This is a genomic window from Streptococcus sp. Marseille-Q5986, assembly GCF_946902915.1.
Taxonomy (GTDB): domain Bacteria; phylum Bacillota; class Bacilli; order Lactobacillales; family Streptococcaceae; genus Streptococcus.
On record NZ_CAMPPY010000006.1, the window covers coordinates 45,001 to 65,261 of the forward strand.

Sequence of the window (20,261 nt, forward strand, 5' to 3'; positions counted from 1 at the left end):
GTTCCCCCATTCGGAAATCCCTGGATCATTGCTTACTTACAGCTACCCAAGGCATATCGTCGTTTGTCACGTCCTTCTTCGGCTCCTAGTGCCAAGGCATCCACCGTGCGCCCTTATTAACTTAACCTTATTTTTGACCTTTCAGTCAGAAACTCTTTTAATACTACAGCGTTTCGGTTTATTTTCTTGTTACTATTTGATATAGATATTCAATTTTCAATGTGCATTACTTGGTAATCTCTCACCAATGGAGCCTAGCGGGATCGAACCGCTGACCTCCTGCGTGCAAAGCAGGCGCTCTCCCAGCTGAGCTAAGGCCCCACAAGACCTCTCAAGACTAAACAAGACCAATGTGCAGTTCCTTATCCTTAGAAAGGAGGTGATCCAGCCGCACCTTCCGATACGGCTACCTTGTTACGACTTCACCCCAATCATCTATCCCACCTTAGGCGGCTGGCTCCTTACGGTTACCTCACCGACTTCGGGTGTTACAAACTCTCGTGGTGTGACGGGCGGTGTGTACAAGGCCCGGGAACGTATTCACCGCGGCGTGCTGATCCGCGATTACTAGCGATTCCGACTTCATGTAGGCGAGTTGCAGCCTACAATCCGAACTGAGACTGGCTTTAAGAGATTAGCTTGCCGTCACCGGCTTGCGACTCGTTGTACCAGCCATTGTAGCACGTGTGTAGCCCAGATCATAAGGGGCATGATGATTTGACGTCATCCCCACCTTCCTCCGGTTTATTACCGGCAGTCTCGCTAGAGTGCCCAACTAAATGATGGCAACTAACAATAGGGGTTGCGCTCGTTGCGGGACTTAACCCAACATCTCACGACACGAGCTGACGACAACCATGCACCACCTGTCACCTCTGTCCCGAAGGAAAACTCTATCTCTAGAGCGGTCAGAGGGATGTCAAGACCTGGTAAGGTTCTTCGCGTTGCTTCGAATTAAACCACATGCTCCACCGCTTGTGCGGGCCCCCGTCAATTCCTTTGAGTTTCAACCTTGCGGTCGTACTCCCCAGGCGGAGTGCTTAATGCGTTAGCTGCGGCACTAAACCCCGGAAAGGGTCTAACACCTAGCACTCATCGTTTACGGCGTGGACTACCAGGGTATCTAATCCTGTTTGCTCCCCACGCTTTCGAGCCTCAGCGTCAGTTACAAGCCAGAGAGCCGCTTTCGCCACCGGTGTTCCTCCATATATCTACGCATTTCACCGCTACACATGGAATTCCACTCTCCCCTCTTGCACTCAAGTTAAACAGTTTCCAAAGCGTACTATGGTTAAGCCACAGCCTTTAACTTCAGACTTATCTAACCGCCTGCGCTCGCTTTACGCCCAATAAATCCGGACAACGCTCGGGACCTACGTATTACCGCGGCTGCTGGCACGTAGTTAGCCGTCCCTTTCTGGTAAGATACCGTCACAGTGTGAACTTTCCACTCTCACACTCGTTCTTCTCTTACAACAGAGCTTTACGATCCGAAAACCTTCTTCACTCACGCGGCGTTGCTCGGTCAGACTTTCGTCCATTGCCGAAGATTCCCTACTGCTGCCTCCCGTAGGAGTCTGGGCCGTGTCTCAGTCCCAGTGTGGCCGATCACCCTCTCAGGTCGGCTATGTATCGTCGCCTTGGTGAGCCGTTACCTCACCAACTAGCTAATACAACGCAGATCCATCTGGTAGTGATGCATTTGCACCTTTCAATGGATTATCATGCGATAATCCATTTTATGCGGTATTAGCTATCGTTTCCAATAGTTATCCCCCGCTACCAGGTAGGTTACCTACGCGTTACTCACCCGTTCGCAACTCATCCAAAAAGAGCAAGCTCCTCTCTTCAGCGTTCTACTTGCATGTATTAGGCACGCCGCCAGCGTTCATCCTGAGCCAGGATCAAACTCTCATTAAAAGTTTGAGTTCTCACTCATTTCTGTCACTGACAGATTTATTGTTTTTTCATTGTTCAGTACTATAACCTTAGTTATAGTGCCCTGCACATTGGTTCGTCTTGTTCAGTTTTCAAAGGTCTTTGTCACTCACTCTCTCAAGCGACAACTATATTAGTATATCACAGCTCCCTGTCTCTGTCAACAGTTTTTTTAAACTTTTTTCAAGTTTTTTTCTACCACGATACACTCATAGTCCGTACGGGATTCGAACCCGTGTTACCGCCGTGAAAAGGCGGTGTCTTAACCCCTTGACCAACGGACCTTGAGCCTTTCAACTCTTTCTATTATACCTACTTTTCCCCCTTTGTCAAGAACTTTTTTTCAGTGAATTTGATTTTTTATTTTCTTCACTAACTTAACCACTGCTTCTGTCCGTGCTGTGTGGGGAAACATATCGACTGACTGGATATACTGGAGATCATAGACTTTTACTAGTTTAACTAAATCTCGCGCCAAGGTCGAAACATTGCAAGAAACATAGACCATTTTTTCTGGAACATAGGTCAGAATGGTATCCAACAGCTTATCATCTAAACCTGTACGAGGAGGGTCGACTATCAAGGCATCTGCTCGGTAGCCTTCTTTATACCAGCGTGGAATAATCTCTTTGGCTGTTCCAGCTTCGTAATGGGTATTGTCAAACCCCATTCTCTGAGCATTTCGCTTGGCATCTTCTATGGCTTCTGGAATAATATCCATCCCTCTGAGACTCTTGACCTTATTTGCGAAGGCAAATCCGATCGTCCCAACACCGCAATACGCATCAATCAGATGGTCTTCTTTGCTGACATCCAGAGCCTTAACTGCTTCACTATAGAGAATCTCTGTCTGTTCAGGATTTAGTTGATAGAAGGCACGGGGCGAGAGAGAAAACTCATAGTCAAGTACTCCTTCTTGAATACTCTCTTGGCCCCAGATAATTTCCGTCTTTTCACCATAGATTTCACTTGTTTTTGCTGTATTTGTATTGACTGCAACTGTGACGACTTCTGGAAAATCTTTAACTAAGTCTCTTACCAGCTGGGTTAAATTAAGCTGACGATTCGTGACAATGATTATCTGAACTTGCCCTGTTTTTCTTGCTCTTCGTACCATTATAGTGCGAACACCGAGCGTTTTTCTCTCATCTGTAATTGGAATTTGGTGGTAAGTAAGAAGTTCAGCTAGGCGATTAGCGATCACTTGGGTTTCCTTATCTTGCACCAAACAGTCTTTCAACTCTACTAGATAATGAGAGTCTTGCATATACAAACCTGCCTTGACCTGATTTTTAAATTTCCGAGTCTGAAATTGAAGCTTGGCACGGTAGTACTTTGGTTCCTGCATTCCGATAGTTGGACGGATTTCATAGTTTTCATATCCTGCAGGAGCAAATTTTTTCAGGGCTTGATGGAGCAGATCTGTTTTGAACTCTAACTGTTTATCGTAGTGGAGATGCATGATTTGGCAACCACCACATTCATTATAAATCGTACAAGCCGGTACGACTCGAAATTTAGACTTCTTATTAACCTTTAGCAATTTGGCTTCGACAAAGTTTCGTTTAATAGAAGTAATCTGACAATAGATATCTTCTCCTTTGAGAGCGCCAGGCACAAAAACGAGAGTTTTCTGGTAGAAACCGATTCCCTCACCATTGATGCCCATCCGCTTGATTTTTAAAGGTATTTTTTGTTTGACTTTCAGATTCATACCCCTATCTTATCACATTTTAGGCTATAATAGAACTATGAAAATCACAAAACTTGAAAAGAAAAAACGCCTCTACTTGATGGAACTAGATGAGCAGCAGACCTCTTATATCACGGAAGATACCATTGTTCGTTTTATGCTAACTCGAGATAAGGTCATTAGTAAAGAGGAACTTATCGAGATTCAGGACTTTGCTCAGTTTTCTTATGGTAAGAACCTCGCTCTCTACCATTTATCCTTCAAGGCCCGTACTGAAAAGGAAGTGCGAGAGTATCTGAAAAAGTATGATATTGATGAAAAAATCACTAGTCAAGTTATCGCTAATCTTAAAGAAGATAAGTGGATTAATGACCGTCAGTATGCCTACTCTATCATCAATGCCAATCAACTTTCTGGAGATAAGGGACCTTATGTGCTGACTCAGAAACTTGCTCAAAAGGGAGTTGCCAAATCAACTATTGAAGAAGTTCTGAAGGATTTTGATTTTTCAGAGGTTGCTCATCGTGTGGCGGAGAAACTACTTGAAAAATACGCTGGAAAACTTCCCGCTCGTGCCTTGCAGGATAAGATTATTCAAAGCTTGACGAACAAGGGCTTCTCCTATTCTGATGCTAAAAATGCCTTTGACAGCTTGGATAGTCAAGTTGACCAAGAAACGACTCAGGAACTCATTTTTAAAGAGCTAGATAAACAATATGCTAAGTATGCTCGAAAGTATGAAGGATACGAACTTAAACAGCGTTTAACCCAAGTTTTGGCTCGAAAAGGCTATGATTTTTCGGATATAGCTAGCGCTCTCAGAGAATATCTTTAACATTTTCGTGTAAAATTCAAAAAAATTAGACCAATTTATGATATAATAGTAGACGATAAACTTATAAATTGTAGAAAGTTGGTTAGCTATGAAACTTCCAAAAGAAGGCGACTTTATTACAATTCAAAGTTATAAGCATGATGGGAGTCTCCACCGAACTTGGCGGGACACCATGGTACTAAAAACAACAGAAAACGCCATTATTGGTGTCAACGATCATACACTGGTTACCGAAAGTGATGGTCGTCGTTGGGTCACTCGAGAACCGGCTATTGTTTACTTTCACAAGAAATATTGGTTTAATATCATTGCCATGATTCGTGATAATGGAATTTCCTACTATTGCAATATGGCTAGTCCCTACTATCTGGATGAAGAAGCACTGAAGTATATTGATTACGATTTGGATGTTAAAATTTTTACAGATGGGGAAAAACGTCTCTTGGACGTTGAGGAATATGAGCGTCACAAACGCAAAATGAAGTATTCTGATGACTTGGACTATATTTTAAAAGAACATGTTAAAATCCTTGTTGATTGGATTAACAATGGACGAGGTCCTTTCTCAGAAGCCTATGTAAATATTTGGTACAAGCGCTATGTAGAACTAAAGAATCGGTAAAGTTGTCAAAGGTCAGGAACAAAATCCTGACCTTGTTTTTTTGATAGTGTAAAATAAGTTGTGTAGACACAAAAAAGGAATAAATCCATTATAGTAGAGTTACAACACATTACTAGAAAGAGATTTATGCAGAATTCGCGAAATATATAAAATAAATAGACATATTAATATTTTTAATATTTTTGTTCCTTGTAAATTTACAATAAACATATATCGTTTAATGCAAAAATACGGAGATGATTAGTATAAAAATATAGGTCAACTTCGTATCAATTAATTTATTTTTTTATTTCCACATAGCATCAATCATTTAGTACAACATTTTAAAAATAATATCTTTACAGAGAAAATGCTATTTAATCTACCAACTCATTTAATCGTTTTTGAAAATATAAAGCAATATTTTTAGACTCAATAAACTCAAAATATTTAATAACATTTTGCATTTGCTTAATTCCAGATTCTTTAGATTCTGTCAGGTATATTTTATACCCTTCTACAAATTTGAATATAGATTTTTCAAAAACTTTTGTGTCATCTTTTAATAATTTTTTTAATTCCATTTCAAAGTAGTCTGCATATATTAGATGTGAATTTTCATGGCAACAGAACCAAAAATTTAAACAAGCTGACACAACTAAATTTCTATTCTTACCGATTTTTTCGTAATAATGTGTACGCTCTAGTATTTCTTTTCCAACTCTGTAAATATAATCTATTTCAAAAAGATGATATAAATTACCAATCAGTGTTATCTCATAGGACTCCCATCGTTCCTTCTGGAATAAATAGTCATATACTAAATTTAGATCATCTCTACTAACTACATGATTACAATCTATCTGATTTAATAATCCCTGAACCATTATTGTATTTATTTTATGAGTTTTCTCCCCACTCTTCTCAAAAAGTTTTTGTTGCTCATTTTTTATTTCCTCCAATCCTTTAGTATTCAAACTATAGAAATTTGGAGATAAGTTAACCAAAAAATCATCAAGCTCCGATCTTTTATAATGTTCTAGGTAATTACAAAAATTCTCTATCGAAACATTGATATTTGATAATAGTTTAAAGAACGTTGAAAGAGAAATTTCATTTTCTCCCCTTTCAAATCTAGAAAGTTGAGATTTTGATATAGAATTAGCTGCAGCATACTCTAAAGAGAATCCGTTTAATTTTCTAAAATATCGAAAAGCTTCTCCGTAATTTTTCACAATTCTTTCCCTTAACTTTCTTTTCGAGCGATAAACATTCCATATTCTTTAGGAATAATCAACATACCATTATTAAACTTACTTTCCAAGCTTTTACGAATTATTTCCTCTTCTAGTGAACCTATTTCTGAAATTCCTTTAAACGATTGGATGTATTTAACTAGGTCATCTATATTAGTTACCTGTAACTCATCATCATAGAGTAATGTATCGACAGAGTTAAAATACCTACTCAGGTACCTTTTACCATTTTGTAAAGTAAACGTTTTATTTTCTAAATCTTGATTAACCTCATCTTTAAATAAACTTGCCAAATAATTTACAACTCCATTTTCACCAAATGTAGCACAGTAAAAAATTCCTTCGGTTTTTAAGACTCTATTCACCTCAGAGAGCGCTTTAGGAATATCATTCACATGATGTAGAAGCATATTAGCAATAACAATATCAAACGTTTCATTCTCAAAAGAAATCTTTTGAATATCCATTATCTCATAGTTGACATTGTCTCTATTCCCAATCACTGACTTCGTTGATTTTACCATATCTTTAGAAAAATCTGTAACAATCAACTGTTTCATTTTATCTATAGAATCACTATTACTTTTCCACAGTTCTCCTGTACCACATCCCAATTCTAGAACCTTTACTTCATCAGTGATTTGGTAGTTAGAAAATATCCAATTATTAAATCTCAATTTATTTTTTGAATACTTCTTATGCAATTCTACTCGAATATAAAGATTATCATGACTTTTATATTGTTCAATTACTTTATCAATCATTTTAAATGACTTCCACTCTATAATTTGACATTATATCACAAGAATAAAGATAGTGTTAAATAAGTTGTATAAATGCAAAAAAGGAATATTCCATTATAGCAGAGTTGCAACACATTTCTATAAAGAAATTTATTCTCACGACTCAGTTTGGCATGCTTAACTTCCTAACTCAAAAACAAAGCATCGATTAATTTATCCGTTCTTCTTTTGAAACAGATTTGAACTGATAATTGCTCGTTTTGATTTAAAAAGCTCTTTTGAGCAAAACTTCATTTTTTAAGAGTCCAAGGCTTGTTGAAGACTCACAAGCCTTGGACTAGAAATTCAAAGATTGGTCCAACAATTTCTGTCTATCGCTTTTCTACTAGCAAAAAACCTACCTTGAGGCAAGTTTTCATTTATATATCTAATTTCGTAACAGTAAATTTGATGTGGGAATAGTCTTTTTCAACATCCTTATCCAGTAGAAACGCAGTGGCGTCCTTCTTAACTTGAACCAGGTCAATATTCTGGGCTTGGGCTGCATAGACACATCCACAATAACATTGACGGTAGATATCATACTCTTCACACATCTCTACTGAACGTTTGTAGCCCTGATTTTTCTTGAAATCACTTGGAAGATAGTGGGTGGTATAAATCTTTTGTACATCGATTCCGATGTTGTTGATGGTTTGAGAATTCTTATAGGGACTGATGGTCAAAGCTGAACCAAAGTAGTCAAAGCCCAAGTCCATGGCCACTTGTGCTGTTTTATCCAGACGGTAGTCGAAGCAAACCTTGCAACGGTCGCCACCTTCTGGTTCTTCTTCCAGTCCTCGGACCAATTTACGGTATTCACTGGGTTCATAAGGTGCTTCTAGATACTGGACCGTATTTCCTGTTCGCTCATTGAAATCACTGACAAATTTCTTGGTAACATAGGCACGCTTGTGGTATTCTGCCTTGGGATGGATATTTGAATTGGCAAAATAGATGGTCACATCTGCATACTGGGTCAGGTATTCTAAGGTATAGGTACTACAGGGGGCACAGCAAACATGCATGAGAATAGTTGGACGCTGCTCATTTTTCTCCCATACTTGTACCATTTTCTGCATGACACGGTCATAATTAATCTTCTGATTGGGGTTCATTTTGCTCAGAATTTCTTCTACATCGATCATGTTCTTCTCCTTTTTTTCTAGTCTTATTTTATCATATAAGTTAGGAGAGCTCAAATCTATTTAGAATAGAAAACCATAAAAGGAGGGAATACGCATCCCTCCTTTTGTGGTTTTTACATCATGCCGCCCATCATGCTTGAATCCATGGCTGGAGCTGGGGCTACTGGTTCTGGTTTATTGGCTACGACTGCTTCTGTTGTCAATATCAAGCTGGCTACAGATGCTGCATTTTGAAGGGCAGAACGGCTAACCTTAACTGGGTCGATGATTCCTTCTTCAATCATGTTGACCCATTCGCCAGTTGCTGCGTTGAAACCTGTACCAACTTCAGCATTTTTCAAGCGATCAATAACGATAGACCCTTCGAATCCCGCATTGTGGGCGATTTGACGAACTGGTTCTTCCAAGGCACGAAGAACAATACTACGTCCTGTTGCTTCATCACCTGTCAATTCCAAGGCAGCAACGGCTGGAATGACATTTACAAGAGCAGTTCCACCACCTGCAACGATTCCCTCTTCAACGGCTGCGCGAGTAGCGTTGAGGGCATCTTCGATACGGAGTTTCATTTCTTTCAACTCAGTTTCAGTTGCAGCTCCGACCTTGATGACTGCAACTCCACCTGACAATTTTGCCAAACGTTCTTGCAATTTTTCACGATCAAATTCAGAAGTTGTAGTTTCGATTTGAGACTTGATAACCGCAACACGGTGAGAAATAGCTTCAGGATTTCCAGCACCTTCTACGATGACAGTGCTATCTTTGTCCACAGTTACTCTCGCTGCTTGACCAAGCGCCTCAATTGTCGCATCTTTCAACTCAAGACCAAGATCCTCTGTGATGACTGTTCCTCCTGTCAAGATGGCGATATCTTCAAGCATTGCTTTACGACGGTCACCGAAGCCAGGTGCCTTAACTGCTACTACATTGAAGGTTCCACGAATCTTGTTCAATACAAGAGTTGGAAGAGCTTCGCCATCCACATCATCCGCAATAATCAAGAGCGGACGATTGCTCTGGAGAATGCTTTCTAGAAGTGGCAAGATTTCTTGGATATTGGAAATCTTCTTATCAGTAATCAAGATGTATGGATTTTCAAGGTCAGCCACCATTTTTTCATTGTCAGTGACCATATACTGTGATAGATAACCACGGTCAAACTGCATTCCTTCCACAACTTCAAGTTCTGTTTCCATACCACGTGACTCTTCAATGGTGATGACTCCGTCTTTGCCAACTTTTTCCATAGCTTCAGAGATGTATTCACCGACTTTTTCAGAACGAGAAGATACAGCAGCAACTTGAGCAATAGCTTCTTTATTGGCAACTGGGATAGCATGATTTTTCAAGGCTTCTACTGCTGCAGCAACCGCTGTTTCAATCCCACGACGAATGCCGATTGGATTTGCGCCTGCTGTGACGTTTTTGATTCCTTCGCGGACGATAGCTTGGGTCAAGACTGTTGCAGTTGTCGTTCCGTCACCTGCGATATCATTTGTTTTTGAAGCTACTTCTGATACCAACTTAGCACCCATATTTTCAAAATGATCTTCTAATTCAATTTCTTTGGCAATGGTCACACCGTCATTGGTAATCAAAGGTGAGCCAAATGATTTTTCAAGAACAACGTTACGACCTTTGGGTCCCAAGGTTACTTTAACAGTGTCTGCTAGGATATCGACACCACGGACCATAGCTGAACGAGCATCAGATGAAAATTTAATTTCTTTTGACATACTTACTTTCTCCTTCTATTCTTCAATGATAGCCAAGATGTTAGCTTCGCCAACGATGATGTACTTTTCATCGCCATCTTTGACATCAAGACCTGCGTGAGCTTCAACCAAGACACGGTCTCCAGGCTTAACGCTTGGAACAACCAAGTCACCATTCAAGGTACGAACACCTTGTCCAGTAGCTACAACTTGGGCTGTTTTTGTTTTTTCTTGAGCTGAGCCTGCAAGGACAAAGCCTCCAATAGTTTCTTCTTTTTCTTCGATTTTCAAGACTACACGGTCTCCTAATGGTTTCAGCATCTGTTTTCCTCCATGATGAAATACATATTATTAGCACTCTTTGCGTCTGAGCGCTAATTCATAGTTCTATTGTATCACTTGGTCAGAAATAGTCAAGAAAAAAGTTTGAATTTCTCAAGATAAAAAGCCTGAGACCAACTCAGACTTTTCAAGGCTTGTAGAGTAGGTCTCTAGTTTGAATTTATCTCTTCAACGCCCCCTCGTCAAACCGTGCGTAAGGTTTTCCCTTACACGGCTTTCCCAATATCTTCTTTCTTCGACGTTACGGCCTCAGTGCAAGTTCCCTACCTGCGATACCTCTGATTATTATTGTCAAAGTTCGTACATATCTTTTTCAGGCATACAAGCCCGAAATAGTCATAATCCCACGCAGGCGGATGTTCTCGCCATCCCTTGCCAGGTTTCTTGTACTTCTTTCTAAGCATTATCGTCAAATTGTATGTCACATAATTGTCAATACTCTTAAAGTGCTGCTTGGAATTACCAGATTTGAAATAGTTAGCCCAGCCTCGCAAGATAGGATTTAACTTTTCAACCACCTCAGATAATTTCAGATGTTACCCGTGTTGGGTTATATCTTTAATTTTACCCTTGATAGCTTTCATAGACTTTCTCGACGGATAGTAATAGGTTTTATACTTATCTGTCTTGAGTGATTTCCCTTTTCTGAGCGTGTATCCCAGAAAGTCAAATCCCTCGCCCGCATGCACAATTCTTGTCTTGTCTTCGTTCAATGTCAGCCCTAATTTACTAATACGCCGTTTGGCATAGTTATAGTATTTCTTTGGATTGTTTGAACACAGAATAACAAAATCGTCCGCATATCGTATTAGGTGAGCGTCATGACCTCTTTCTACCAGTCTATTGTTAGTCCAGTATCTGTCTAAAGCGTTTAGGTAGATATTAGCCAAGAGCGGTGAGATAACCCCGCCTTGTGGTGTACCAAGGATATTGCTTCTGACTTGATTATCTTCCATGATACCTGCTTCTAGCCATAGACTGAGCAGCTTGATAACTGACTTATCAATCACTCGTTCTTTGACCAGTAACAACAATTTATCATGAGGAATGGTATCAAAATACCCTTTCAAGTCTGTGTCAATGACCCATTCGCAGCCAAAATTTAGATATTTATATATCTCTCTTATGGCTTGGTTTGCACTTCGCTTAGGTCTAAACCCATAGGAGAAGTCCTGAAAGTCAGCTTCAAATATTGGCTCAATGACAATTTTCACTGCCGTTTGAACTACTCTATCCTTCACTGTCGGGATTCCTAAAGGTCGTTTCTTACCGTTAGCTTTGGGAATATAAACCCTCTTGACCGCTTTAGGTTGATACTTCTTGCTTTTCAGTTGCACTTGTATCTCGTCTAGGAAGTTTTGAACTCCTTTGTCTTCGATTTCCTTAATGGTAAGGTCATCTATTCCAGCAGAGCCCTCGTTATTCTTCACATAATACCAAGCTAGTCTCAAGTCTGACTTGGCTGATAGATATATCTTCCGTTGAAATACTCGAACCTTTTCAAAGATGTTTATAGCCTTTTGAGCAATCATCTAGTTCCTCTTTCATCGGTAAGAGTGATACAGGTAAGGCTCCTTCCCTATGCCGAGTTTTGTTGTCTCGTGCAATTATCGGTACTATGAACCTCTCCGACTCCCTGTTCCTACGTCAGTTAGAACTTCGGTGTTTGCCTTATATCTAACCTGACCCGCTGGGAAGGCGGGATAGAATAGGGTCTCTTTCGTTCCCCACTCATCTTTCCTAACATTCCATCTTCTATATGCCTATATGCCGGGAGTTCTGACGATAGTGTCCACCAGTTAAAACTATCATCAATTCCAGCTCTCTCAGTTATACCTGCTGGATTGACCTTAACGACACTTATCGGAAGTTCACTTTCGCTACGGACTGCAAGTTTGCTCGCTCCCACAGACTGAGTTAAGACTAATTAGCCACTGGGGACGCGTTAGTCGGCATTGCTTCCACATTTGGATTACTCCGCATATGTATGCCATAGCTACCTAGCCGAACTGGTTAATTGCTAGGACAGGACTTTCACCTGTAAGATTGAGTGAAGCTTGACGGAGCGCTCAAAATGGCAATTCTTCCTCTTCCAAGACCAAATCCGCCAAATCCTGGCCTGCATTATTTTCACGCATAGCACGTTGGGCACGACTTTCCAAGAGTTGGAATCCTGTCACAAGGACTTCGGTTACATAGTTCATCTGACCATTTTTCTCAAAGCGACGGGTACGCAATTCCCCATCAACGGAAATGAGACTACCTTTGGTTGCGTAGCTTGCCAAAGTTTCTGCTAGTCTGCCCCAAAGGACCATATTGACAAAATCAGCTTCACGTTCACCATTTTGGTCTTTGTAACGACGGTTCACAGCGATAGTTGCTCGCGCTACTGACTTGTCATTGCTGGTTTTGTGCAATTCTGGTGTAGACGTCAAGCGTCCGATTAAGATAACTTTATTATACATATTTTCTTCCTCCTACTTATCTATTCGTAGGAAATCAAAAAAAGTTACAGAAATTTGTAACTTTTCGAGGAAATTTTTTACTTTTTATGAACCATGAAACCTGTCGCTTGTTGATTGGCCATAATGGTCATATCTGTAATATGCACACGACGAGGTTGACTGGTCACATAGACCACTGTGTCTGCGATGTCTGGTGCCTGCAAGGCTTCGATTCCCTGATAAACTGTCGCAGCCCGCTATTTATCACCATGAAAACGAACAGTTGAGAAATCTGTTTCGACAATTCCTGGCTGAATGGTCGTCACCTTGATATCCGTTGCGATGGTATCAATTCGCAGACCATCTGAAAAAGTCTTGACAGCAGCCTTGGTAGCTGAGTAAACAGCTGCACCTGCATAAGCATAGATTCCTGCAGTTGATCCCATGTTGATAATATGTCCCTGATTGGCTTTTACCATTACTGGCAAGAAACAACGAGTAACTGCCATCAATCCCTTGACATTGGTATCCAACATGGTCAGCATATCCAACTCTTCATAGTCCTGATAGGGAGCCAAGCCAAGAGCTAGTCCAGCATTATTGACCAAGATATCAATCTGACCAACTTTTGCTAGAATATCGGAGCAGACCGTCTTTACCATGGCCATATTCGTCACATCCAGTGGAAAAGTCCAAACTGTTTGATTTGGAAAAGTTTCTGCAAACTCCGACTTGAGGTCCGCTAGTCTGTCTGTCCGTCGCCCTGTTAGAACGACATTCTCCCCCTGTTCCAGATAAGCACGCGCAATCGCTTCACCTATTCCTGAGGTCACTCCTGTAATCACTACATTTTTCGCCATCTTATCCCCTCTATCTGATCTATCAAATACTGACAATTTCTAGGTAGCCCAGTGTTTGGCTGGGTCAAATGGTGTTCCAACAACTTGGTCTTCTGATAATTCAATAATACCACGTTTTTGCGGAGCATTTGGCAAATGCAATTCACGAGGACTACACATCATTCCAAAACTCTTTTCACCACGAAGCTCGCCTGGGAAAATGAGATTGCCTTTTGGCATCATCGCTCCAGGAAGAGCTACAATGGTTTTCAATCCGACACGCGCATTGGGAGCCCCTGCAACAATTTGCACTGTCTTATCACTTGCGACTGAAACTTGGCAGATGTTGAGGTGGTCACTATCTGGATGGGCTACCATCTCGACAATTTCACCAACAACAAATTTGGAGTCCTTATCATTAACAATTTCTTCTGTAAAACCTTCCGCCTGCAATTCTTGCTTCAAACGAGCGACTTGCTCATCTGTCAAAAAGACTTGACCGCGCTCTGCAATTTCAAACAAACTTGAAACTTCGAAAATATTCCAAGCTACTGTTTCTCCATTTTCTTTGAGGAAAACACGGACTACCTTGCCTTTGCGCTCCACATCCAGTTTGGCATCTCCGCCATTTTTCACGATGACCATAAGGACATCGCCGACATGTTCTTTGTTATATGTAAAAATCATTGTTTCCATTTTCTCCTATTTCAGTCCTGCTAAAAAGTCATTAATTTGTTGCTTGCTTTTACGGTTGCAATTGACAAAACGACCGATTTCCTTGTCCTTTTCTAGCACAACAAGGCTAGGAATCCCGTAAACATCCCAGAGTTTGGCCAGATCCAGATACTGGTCTCGATCCACTCGAATAAAGGTGAACTCTGGATTGGTTTCCTCGATCCCTGGCAAGCCAGGATAGATATGACGACAATCGCCACACCAGTCCGCCACAAAAAGAAAGACCTTCTTACCATCTTGCTCGACAAAACCTGCGAGCTCTTCTATACTATCGGGAGTAATCATAAGACTTCCTCCTCATAGACCAGGTCTTCATTTTCATAGATAAAGGTATAATGGCGGCCATTCTCGAAAATAACTCCTCCAACAAGTCGCTCTAGGCTACTTTCGTAGACTTGAACATAGAGAGTCGCAATCTCACCCATATCTGAGAAAAGTTCGCGCACGATAGCGGTCAACTCTTCTTGAGTCTTCATGAGTTTGTGGTTATCTGCTACTTTTTTAGTCCCCAAAGCAAGGGCACTTAGACCAGCCACAGTCAAGCCAGTCATCCAGAATTTCTTAGCTTTCATACCATTCATTGTAACACAAAAAGGGCTCTAGGACAAATGAGGAAGCAATATATGAGCAAGGAAACTCTCTTCCATTACTGTGGAAAGAAAACTTCTGATTCTTATTGGCAAGCGCCTGAGTTCCTGAATGAATTAAAAAACCTCTGAGATTATTCTCAGAGATTAGAAGATAACTAGTTACTATTTTCAACCGCTGCAGTAACAAAGGCAGTATAGAGTTCTTCTGGACGGTTTGGACGGCTGGAAAGTTCAGGATGATACTGACAAGCCACAAAGAATTTATTTTCAGGAATTTCCACAATTTCGACCAAACGATTGTCTGGAGAAACTCCTGAAAAGACAAAGCCTGCTGCCTCAAACTGTTCACGAAAGTCGTTGTTAAACTCATAACGGTGACGGTGACGGCGTTGCACCACTTCTTGATTGTGATAAGCTGCTGCTGCCTTAGAACCACGTTTCAACTTAGATGGATAGAGTCCCAAACGAAGGGTTCCACCCATATCCTCAACATCAACCTGGTCACGCATGATATCAATGATAGGGTATTTTGTATCTGGTGCAAGTTCTGCAGAATTGGCCCCTTCAAGGCCCAAAACGTGACGAGCAAACTCGATACAAGTCAACTGCATTCCCAAGCAGACTCCCAACATTGGAACATCATTCTCACGCGCATAGCGAATGGCTTGGATTTTCCCTTCCGTACCACGTTGACCGAAACCGCCTGGTACGATGATTCCGTCCGCATCAGACAAGAGTTCTGCCACATTCTCGGCCGTCACATCATTGGCATTGATCCAATTAATCTTCACTTCTGCGTCGTTGGCATAACCAGAGTGTTTCAAGGCTTCAACCACCGAGATGTAAGCATCTTGCAACTCCACATACTTACCGACAAGGGAAATTCTAACTTGTTGCTTGAGGTTCATGACCTTATCCACCATAGCTGACCACTCTGTCATATCCGCTGCTGGTGCGTCTAGCTTCAAATGGTCACAGACAATTTGGTCCATAGCTTGTGCCTGTAAATTCAATGGAATTTGGTAAAGGTGTTCAACGTCCAACGATTCGATAACAGCTTCTGGTGCCACATCACAAAACTGAGCTAGTTTATTTTTAATGCCCTGCCCAGCTGGTTTCTCTGTACGAATGACCAACATATTTGGCTGGATTCCCAAACCACGCAATTCTTTTACAGAGTGTTGAGTTGGTTTGGTCTTCATTTCACCAGCAGCCTTGAGGTATGGAAGCAAGGTTGTATGGATGTACATAACATTATCTGCACCCACATCTGCCTTCATCTGACGAAGAGCCTCTAAAAATGGCAAGGACTCGATATCTCCTACTGTTCCACCAACCTCTGTGATAATGACATCAGAGTCGGTCGTTACAGCGGCACGCTTGATTTTTTCTTTCAAAGCATCTGTGATATGAGGAATGACTTGGACAGTTGCCCCAAGGTATTCTCCACGGCGTTCTTTACGAAGAACTTCACTGTAAATTTTACCAGTTGTCACGTTGGAATATTTGTTAAGATTAATATCGATGAAACGTTCATAGTGACCCAAGTCCAAATCTGTCTCAGCCCCATCATCTGTCACAAAGACTTCTCCATGCTGGTAAGGACTCATGGTTCCCGGATCGATATTGATATAAGGGTCAAACTTTTGAATGGTTACTTTGAGACCACGATTTTTCAAGAGACGGCCCAGGCTTGCTGCCACAATCCCTTTCCCAATAGACGATACCACACCACCAGTTACAAAAATATATTTCGTAGACATAGATTCCTCTTTCTAAAATGCTCAAGGTCTTGTTGACTACGAGGGGACATAGAAAACAAGACCCTACTAATCAGAATAATCTGGGACGACTGCACCAGATTCACAACTAAAATACAAGAAGATAACTTCTTGAAAAAACAAAAATAGCTCCCTAAGAACTAGGGAGCCCCGACCTCTAAAAGAGGTGCCCGAACAATATAATACCTTAAAGAAGAACATTTGTCAACCCGAATTGGTAAAATTTTTAGTTTTCATTTCTTTTTTTCAGAAAGGTTGACTCCTTCTTCTCTCTATCCTTTAAAGGTTACAATGGTGGCACCACTGCCTCCAGCATTCTGTGGGGCATAGCCGAAACTCTTGACATGTTTGTTTCTTTGTAGGTATTTGGTGACTCCTTCACGGATGACACCTGTTCCGATACCATGAATGATATCGACTTGGCCCATATTGTTAAGCAGGGCTTGGTCAATAAAGGCGTCCAGCTCCTTCATGGCTTCTTCGTACCGTTTGCCACGAAGATCCAGTCTCGCTTGTGGGCCACGACCAGATGCACGTTTCACAACATTGACTTGTTTTTTCTTGACTGGAGCCTCTTGCTGAGTCTGAACAAGATCAAATTCTTTCTCTTCCAAGGTCATCTTGATCAAACCGACTTGGGCTTCCCAACGGCCGTCCTTAAGCTGATTGGTCAAGGTACCACGCTGTCCATAACTGAGGACCACAATATCATCCCCCACCTTTGGAGCTCGTTTTTTCTTGGCCTTTTGAAGGACCTTGTTTTTGGACAAGTCCACTTTTTCAGGGGCCAATTTTTTCAATTTGGCCTTGGCTTCAATGATTTCGTGGGGTTTAAGTTGAGATTTACTATGGAGATTTTTGAGAATCTGGTCACTTTCACTTAGGGCTATATCCACAATCTCAGCAGCCTGTTCACGCACCTTGTTAAGCTCGATTTCCTTTTCACGATTGAGCTCGTTGTAGAGTTTTTTGAGAGCACGATTCATCTTGAGATTTTCTTGCTCCACCTCACGGATATTGTCCAAACGTTTACGACTTTCAAGCGTCTGCTCTTCCAGTTGCTCAATGATACGGTTGACGTCATTATCCTGATCAACCTGCTGGCTGGCATCCCCTACGATAACATCTGACAAGCCCAGGCGTTTGGCAATCTCAAAGGCATTACTTCGGCCAGGAACTCCCTGCATAAAGCGATAGGTCGGGCGAAGAGTTACAGTATCAAACTCCATGCTGGCATTTTGCACAAAGGCTGTCTCAATACCGTAGGCCTTGAGTTCTGGATAGTGGGTCGTCGCCATGGTCTTGACTTGACGCAGGCGAAGGTTCTCCAGAATAGCCATGGCGAGGGCTGCTCCCTCTTGAGGGTCTGTACCAGCCCCCAACTCATCCAAGAGTAAGAGTGAATGTTGATTGACCTTGCCAAGAATATCCACAATATTGGTCATGTGGCTAGAGAAGGTAGATAAGCTCTGCTCAATAGACTGCTCATCGCCAATATCAGCAAAAATTTCTTCAAAAATACCAACACGACTTCCCTTATCTGCTAAAATCGGCAAACCAGACTGGGCCATAATCTGCGTCAATCCGAGAGTTTTAAGCATGATGGTCTTCCCACCTGTATTGGGACCTGTAATGACAATAGCTGTTAAATCTTGACCAAAATGGACATCATTTGCGACGGCATTTTTGACCAAAGGATGGCAGACATGGAGCAGTTGAATTTCCTGATTTTCTGATAGCTGAGGCACAACTGCTTGTCTTTCTTGGATGAAACGCACCTTGGCACGAATCAGATCCAGATGGCCGATAATCCAAGCGTCATTAGCAATCTCCGCAGCATGAGGGCGGACCTGTTCCGAGAGCTCCTGTAGGATGCGAATCATCTCATAGCGTTCGTCAGCTCGCAGACTAGCAATTTCTTCGCTCAGTTTCACGACCTCACGTGGCTCGATATAGACCGTGTTTCCACTGGCAGAGATGTCATGAACAACACCTGCAATCTTATTGCGATAGGTGTTCTTGACTGGTAAGACTTGACGGCCATTTCTGCTAGCGATTATGCCTTCCGTCAACATCTGCGCTTTTTGTTTAAGTAAGTCTTGCAAGACATCTCGAACTTGACTCTCGCTATCATGGATTTTCCGACGGATGCGTGCTAGCTCTTCGCTAGCAAAATTTTCGATAAATCCTGCATCATTTAGGGTTTGGAGACTCCCTTGCAAGTGTGGGAAATCATGTAGTTTTTCAAACCATCTCGCCAACTGCTCCAAGCGTACGTTTTCGAGATTGGCATAAAAACTTTGCAACTCTCTGCTAGCAAGTAAGACCCGTTTGAGGAGTAGAAACTCCTCAATATTGAGGTCTGCTCCCATCTCCAGACGATTACAAACCGCTGATATCTCACGCATCGCTAGGATGGTAAAGTGAGGTTGCTCCACAAAAAGCGCCTGCATCTCCTCCATCTCTGTAAAGGCTTGCTTGATCTTATCCGCCTTGGCAGTTGGAGCCAAGCCTTTTAACTCCTCTAGTCCTTGTTCTGTCAAGAGATGAGGTTCAAACAAGGCTTTGATTTTATTGAATTCTAAGGTTTCTAGTATTTTTGTATTCATATTTTTTCCTTGTAATACTGGTTTACAAGATTATAGCAACTAGAGATTTTGACCTAGTCGTCCAATCTGTAAACAAAGGGCTAGGAAAAATCCCGCCCTTTTTATCCGATTAAATTTGTCACCCAGAGTTGTTTGAGAAGGTTTGTCGTAAAAGGGACACTTTGGATGATGTGTTTGGCTACTGTACTTTTTTCGAGTGAATTTTGAATGACTGCCAGAGGCACCGTTGCAAGAATGGTCAGAGCCATTTGCAAGACAAATAAGGTTCCCAATAGCGACAATAGGCCTGATCCGATACGAAACCATTTGATATCTAGCTTTTTAGTTGGAATCAAGTGCAGGAACAAACCGATAAAACGTCCGATAGTGTAACAAATTCCAAAAACTAGAAGGTAGGCTAGGCCCGCATAAAAGACCTTGTCTAGCTGAAACAGCTGGTCTGAAGGGAAGAAAAAGGTTCCCTGTCCTTCCTGAGGATTGGCATAAGGGACAAGCAAGTGGAAGTGATCGCCCAGTGATTTATAAAACTGCCCCGCAACAAAGGCTGAAATCACTGCAAGGAGGAAATAATAAACTTGCAGGACCAAACCTCTACGGTAGCCGATGTAAAAGCCCCAAGCCAGAACCAATAAGAGTAGGATTGAAATCATAGGGAGTCCTCAATCTTACTCTGTTCTTGTTTAACAGCAATCAACTTGTGGCGGAGCTCTATCAACTCTTGCTCCTTGTCATCAAATTCAATCTCACGGTTGAGTTGTGTAGACAGACAATTGATCGCCAAAAGAAGCGCAATGGTTTCATCATCCGCCCCAGGCATTTGTTCTTTAATTGCTTGGTATTTTTCAGTCGCAACCTTAGCAATTTCCTCCATAAAGAGGTTGCCATGCTCGGTTGTCAAGGTTAATGTCTTTTTCCCGAATGTAAACTTATATCGATTTAGATTTGCCATAAAA

18 protein-coding genes, 2 tRNA genes, 2 rRNA genes and 1 pseudogene (1 of these 23 running past the window's edge) are annotated in these 20,261 nt (G+C 41.5%); 2 read left to right on the plus strand and 21 right to left on the minus strand.

Annotation, left to right across the window (positions count from 1 at the left end):
• From OVN21_RS08300 to rlmD, 5 genes are all read right to left on the minus strand, one after another.
• A 23S ribosomal RNA gene (locus OVN21_RS08300) occupies window positions 1-127 on the minus strand; it reaches 2,774 nt to the left of the window's first position.
• 121 nt (window positions 128-248) lie between these two features.
• Window positions 249-321 (minus strand) — tRNA-Ala (locus tag OVN21_RS08305).
• Window positions 322-372: 51 nt separating this feature from the next.
• Window positions 373-1,920, minus strand: a 16S ribosomal RNA gene (locus OVN21_RS08310).
• The 16S and 23S rRNA genes sit together here with 2 tRNA genes alongside, the layout of an rRNA operon.
• Before the next feature lie 230 nt (window positions 1,921-2,150).
• Window positions 2,151-2,222 (minus strand) — tRNA-Glu (locus OVN21_RS08315).
• A 59-nt stretch (window positions 2,223-2,281) separates the two neighbouring features.
• Window positions 2,282-3,652 (minus strand): 23S rRNA (uracil(1939)-C(5))-methyltransferase RlmD, encoded by a 1,371-nt coding sequence (rlmD, locus tag OVN21_RS08320; RefSeq protein ID WP_267248032.1) that lies wholly within the window; start codon window positions 3,650-3,652, stop codon window positions 2,282-2,284.
• 37 nt (window positions 3,653-3,689) lie between these two features.
• On the opposite strand from rlmD, the gene recX reads away from it, so the two are divergent.
• On the plus strand, window positions 3,690-4,466 hold the full coding sequence (recX, locus tag OVN21_RS08325; protein WP_267248033.1) for a recombination regulator RecX: 777 nt from the start codon (window positions 3,690-3,692) through the stop codon (window positions 4,464-4,466).
• A gap of 88 nt (window positions 4,467-4,554) precedes the next feature.
• A complete protein-coding gene (locus OVN21_RS08330) occupies window positions 4,555-5,088 on the plus strand; it encodes a DUF402 domain-containing protein (RefSeq protein WP_247928945.1) in 534 nt (177 codons plus the stop codon).
• A gap of 356 nt (window positions 5,089-5,444) precedes the next feature.
• Here the strand turns inward: OVN21_RS08330 and OVN21_RS08335 are convergent, their stop codons facing one another.
• From OVN21_RS08335 to zapA, 16 genes and pseudogenes are all read right to left on the minus strand, one after another.
• On the minus strand, window positions 5,445-6,302 hold the full coding sequence (locus OVN21_RS08335; RefSeq protein WP_267248034.1) for an Rgg/GadR/MutR family transcriptional regulator: 858 nt from the start codon (window positions 6,300-6,302) through the stop codon (window positions 5,445-5,447).
• 11 nt (window positions 6,303-6,313) lie between these two features.
• Window positions 6,314-7,087, minus strand: a complete 774-nt coding sequence (locus OVN21_RS08340) for a class I SAM-dependent methyltransferase (protein WP_267248035.1) — start codon at window positions 7,085-7,087, stop codon at window positions 6,314-6,316.
• A gap of 398 nt (window positions 7,088-7,485) precedes the next feature.
• Window positions 7,486-8,253 carry an epoxyqueuosine reductase QueH gene (locus tag OVN21_RS08345; RefSeq protein WP_267248036.1) on the minus strand — a complete coding sequence of 256 codons (768 nt, stop codon included), beginning with the start codon at window positions 8,251-8,253 and terminating at the stop codon, window positions 7,486-7,488.
• 113 nt (window positions 8,254-8,366) lie between these two features.
• A complete protein-coding gene (gene groL, locus OVN21_RS08350; RefSeq protein ID WP_267248037.1) occupies window positions 8,367-9,989 on the minus strand; it encodes a chaperonin GroEL in 1,623 nt (540 codons plus the stop codon).
• A 15-nt stretch (window positions 9,990-10,004) separates the two neighbouring features.
• Window positions 10,005-10,289, minus strand: coding sequence for a co-chaperone GroES (gene groES / locus OVN21_RS08355; RefSeq protein WP_267248038.1), 285 nt, complete (start codon window positions 10,287-10,289; stop codon window positions 10,005-10,007).
• A 284-nt stretch (window positions 10,290-10,573) separates the two neighbouring features.
• The gene (locus tag OVN21_RS08360) at window positions 10,574-10,843 is read right to left on the minus strand and encodes a group II intron maturase-specific domain-containing protein (protein ID WP_323744054.1); all 270 of its coding nucleotides are present in this window, start codon (window positions 10,841-10,843) and stop codon (window positions 10,574-10,576) included.
• A 3-nt stretch (window positions 10,844-10,846) separates the two neighbouring features.
• Window positions 10,847-11,842, minus strand: a complete 996-nt coding sequence (gene ltrA / locus OVN21_RS08365; RefSeq protein WP_267246954.1) for a group II intron reverse transcriptase/maturase — start codon at window positions 11,840-11,842, stop codon at window positions 10,847-10,849.
• A gap of 537 nt (window positions 11,843-12,379) precedes the next feature.
• Window positions 12,380-12,775, minus strand: coding sequence for a single-stranded DNA-binding protein (locus tag OVN21_RS08370; RefSeq protein WP_166731206.1), 396 nt, complete (start codon window positions 12,773-12,775; stop codon window positions 12,380-12,382).
• A gap of 77 nt (window positions 12,776-12,852) precedes the next feature.
• A pseudogene (locus OVN21_RS08375) lies at window positions 12,853-13,614 on the minus strand (SDR family NAD(P)-dependent oxidoreductase).
• Window positions 13,615-13,653: 39 nt separating this feature from the next.
• Window positions 13,654-14,280: a YtpR family tRNA-binding protein gene (gene ytpR, locus OVN21_RS08380; protein ID WP_267248069.1), complete on the minus strand. Its 627-nt coding sequence runs from the start codon at window positions 14,278-14,280 to the stop codon at window positions 13,654-13,656.
• A gap of 15 nt (window positions 14,281-14,295) precedes the next feature.
• Complete coding sequence (locus OVN21_RS08385) at window positions 14,296-14,613, minus strand: thioredoxin family protein (RefSeq protein WP_267248040.1); 318 nt, start codon at window positions 14,611-14,613, stop codon at window positions 14,296-14,298.
• Complete coding sequence (locus OVN21_RS08390) at window positions 14,610-14,909, minus strand: DUF4651 domain-containing protein (protein WP_267248041.1); 300 nt, start codon at window positions 14,907-14,909, stop codon at window positions 14,610-14,612. The genes OVN21_RS08385 and OVN21_RS08390 overlap by 4 nt, the downstream gene beginning before the upstream one ends.
• Window positions 14,910-15,073: 164 nt before the next feature.
• Window positions 15,074-16,681: a CTP synthase gene (locus OVN21_RS08395; protein WP_267248042.1), complete on the minus strand. Its 1,608-nt coding sequence runs from the start codon at window positions 16,679-16,681 to the stop codon at window positions 15,074-15,076.
• Window positions 16,682-16,971: 290 nt separating this feature from the next.
• Window positions 16,972-19,308 carry an endonuclease MutS2 gene (locus OVN21_RS08400; RefSeq protein ID WP_267248043.1) on the minus strand — a complete coding sequence of 779 codons (2,337 nt, stop codon included), beginning with the start codon at window positions 19,306-19,308 and terminating at the stop codon, window positions 16,972-16,974.
• Between the two features lie 101 nt (window positions 19,309-19,409).
• A complete protein-coding gene (locus OVN21_RS08405) occupies window positions 19,410-19,958 on the minus strand; it encodes a CvpA family protein (RefSeq protein WP_267248044.1) in 549 nt (182 codons plus the stop codon).
• Window positions 19,955-20,257: a cell division protein ZapA gene (gene zapA / locus OVN21_RS08410; protein ID WP_267248045.1), complete on the minus strand. Its 303-nt coding sequence runs from the start codon at window positions 20,255-20,257 to the stop codon at window positions 19,955-19,957. Before zapA ends, OVN21_RS08405 begins: the two co-directional genes overlap by 4 nt.
• Window positions 20,258-20,261: the final 4 nt, after the last annotated feature.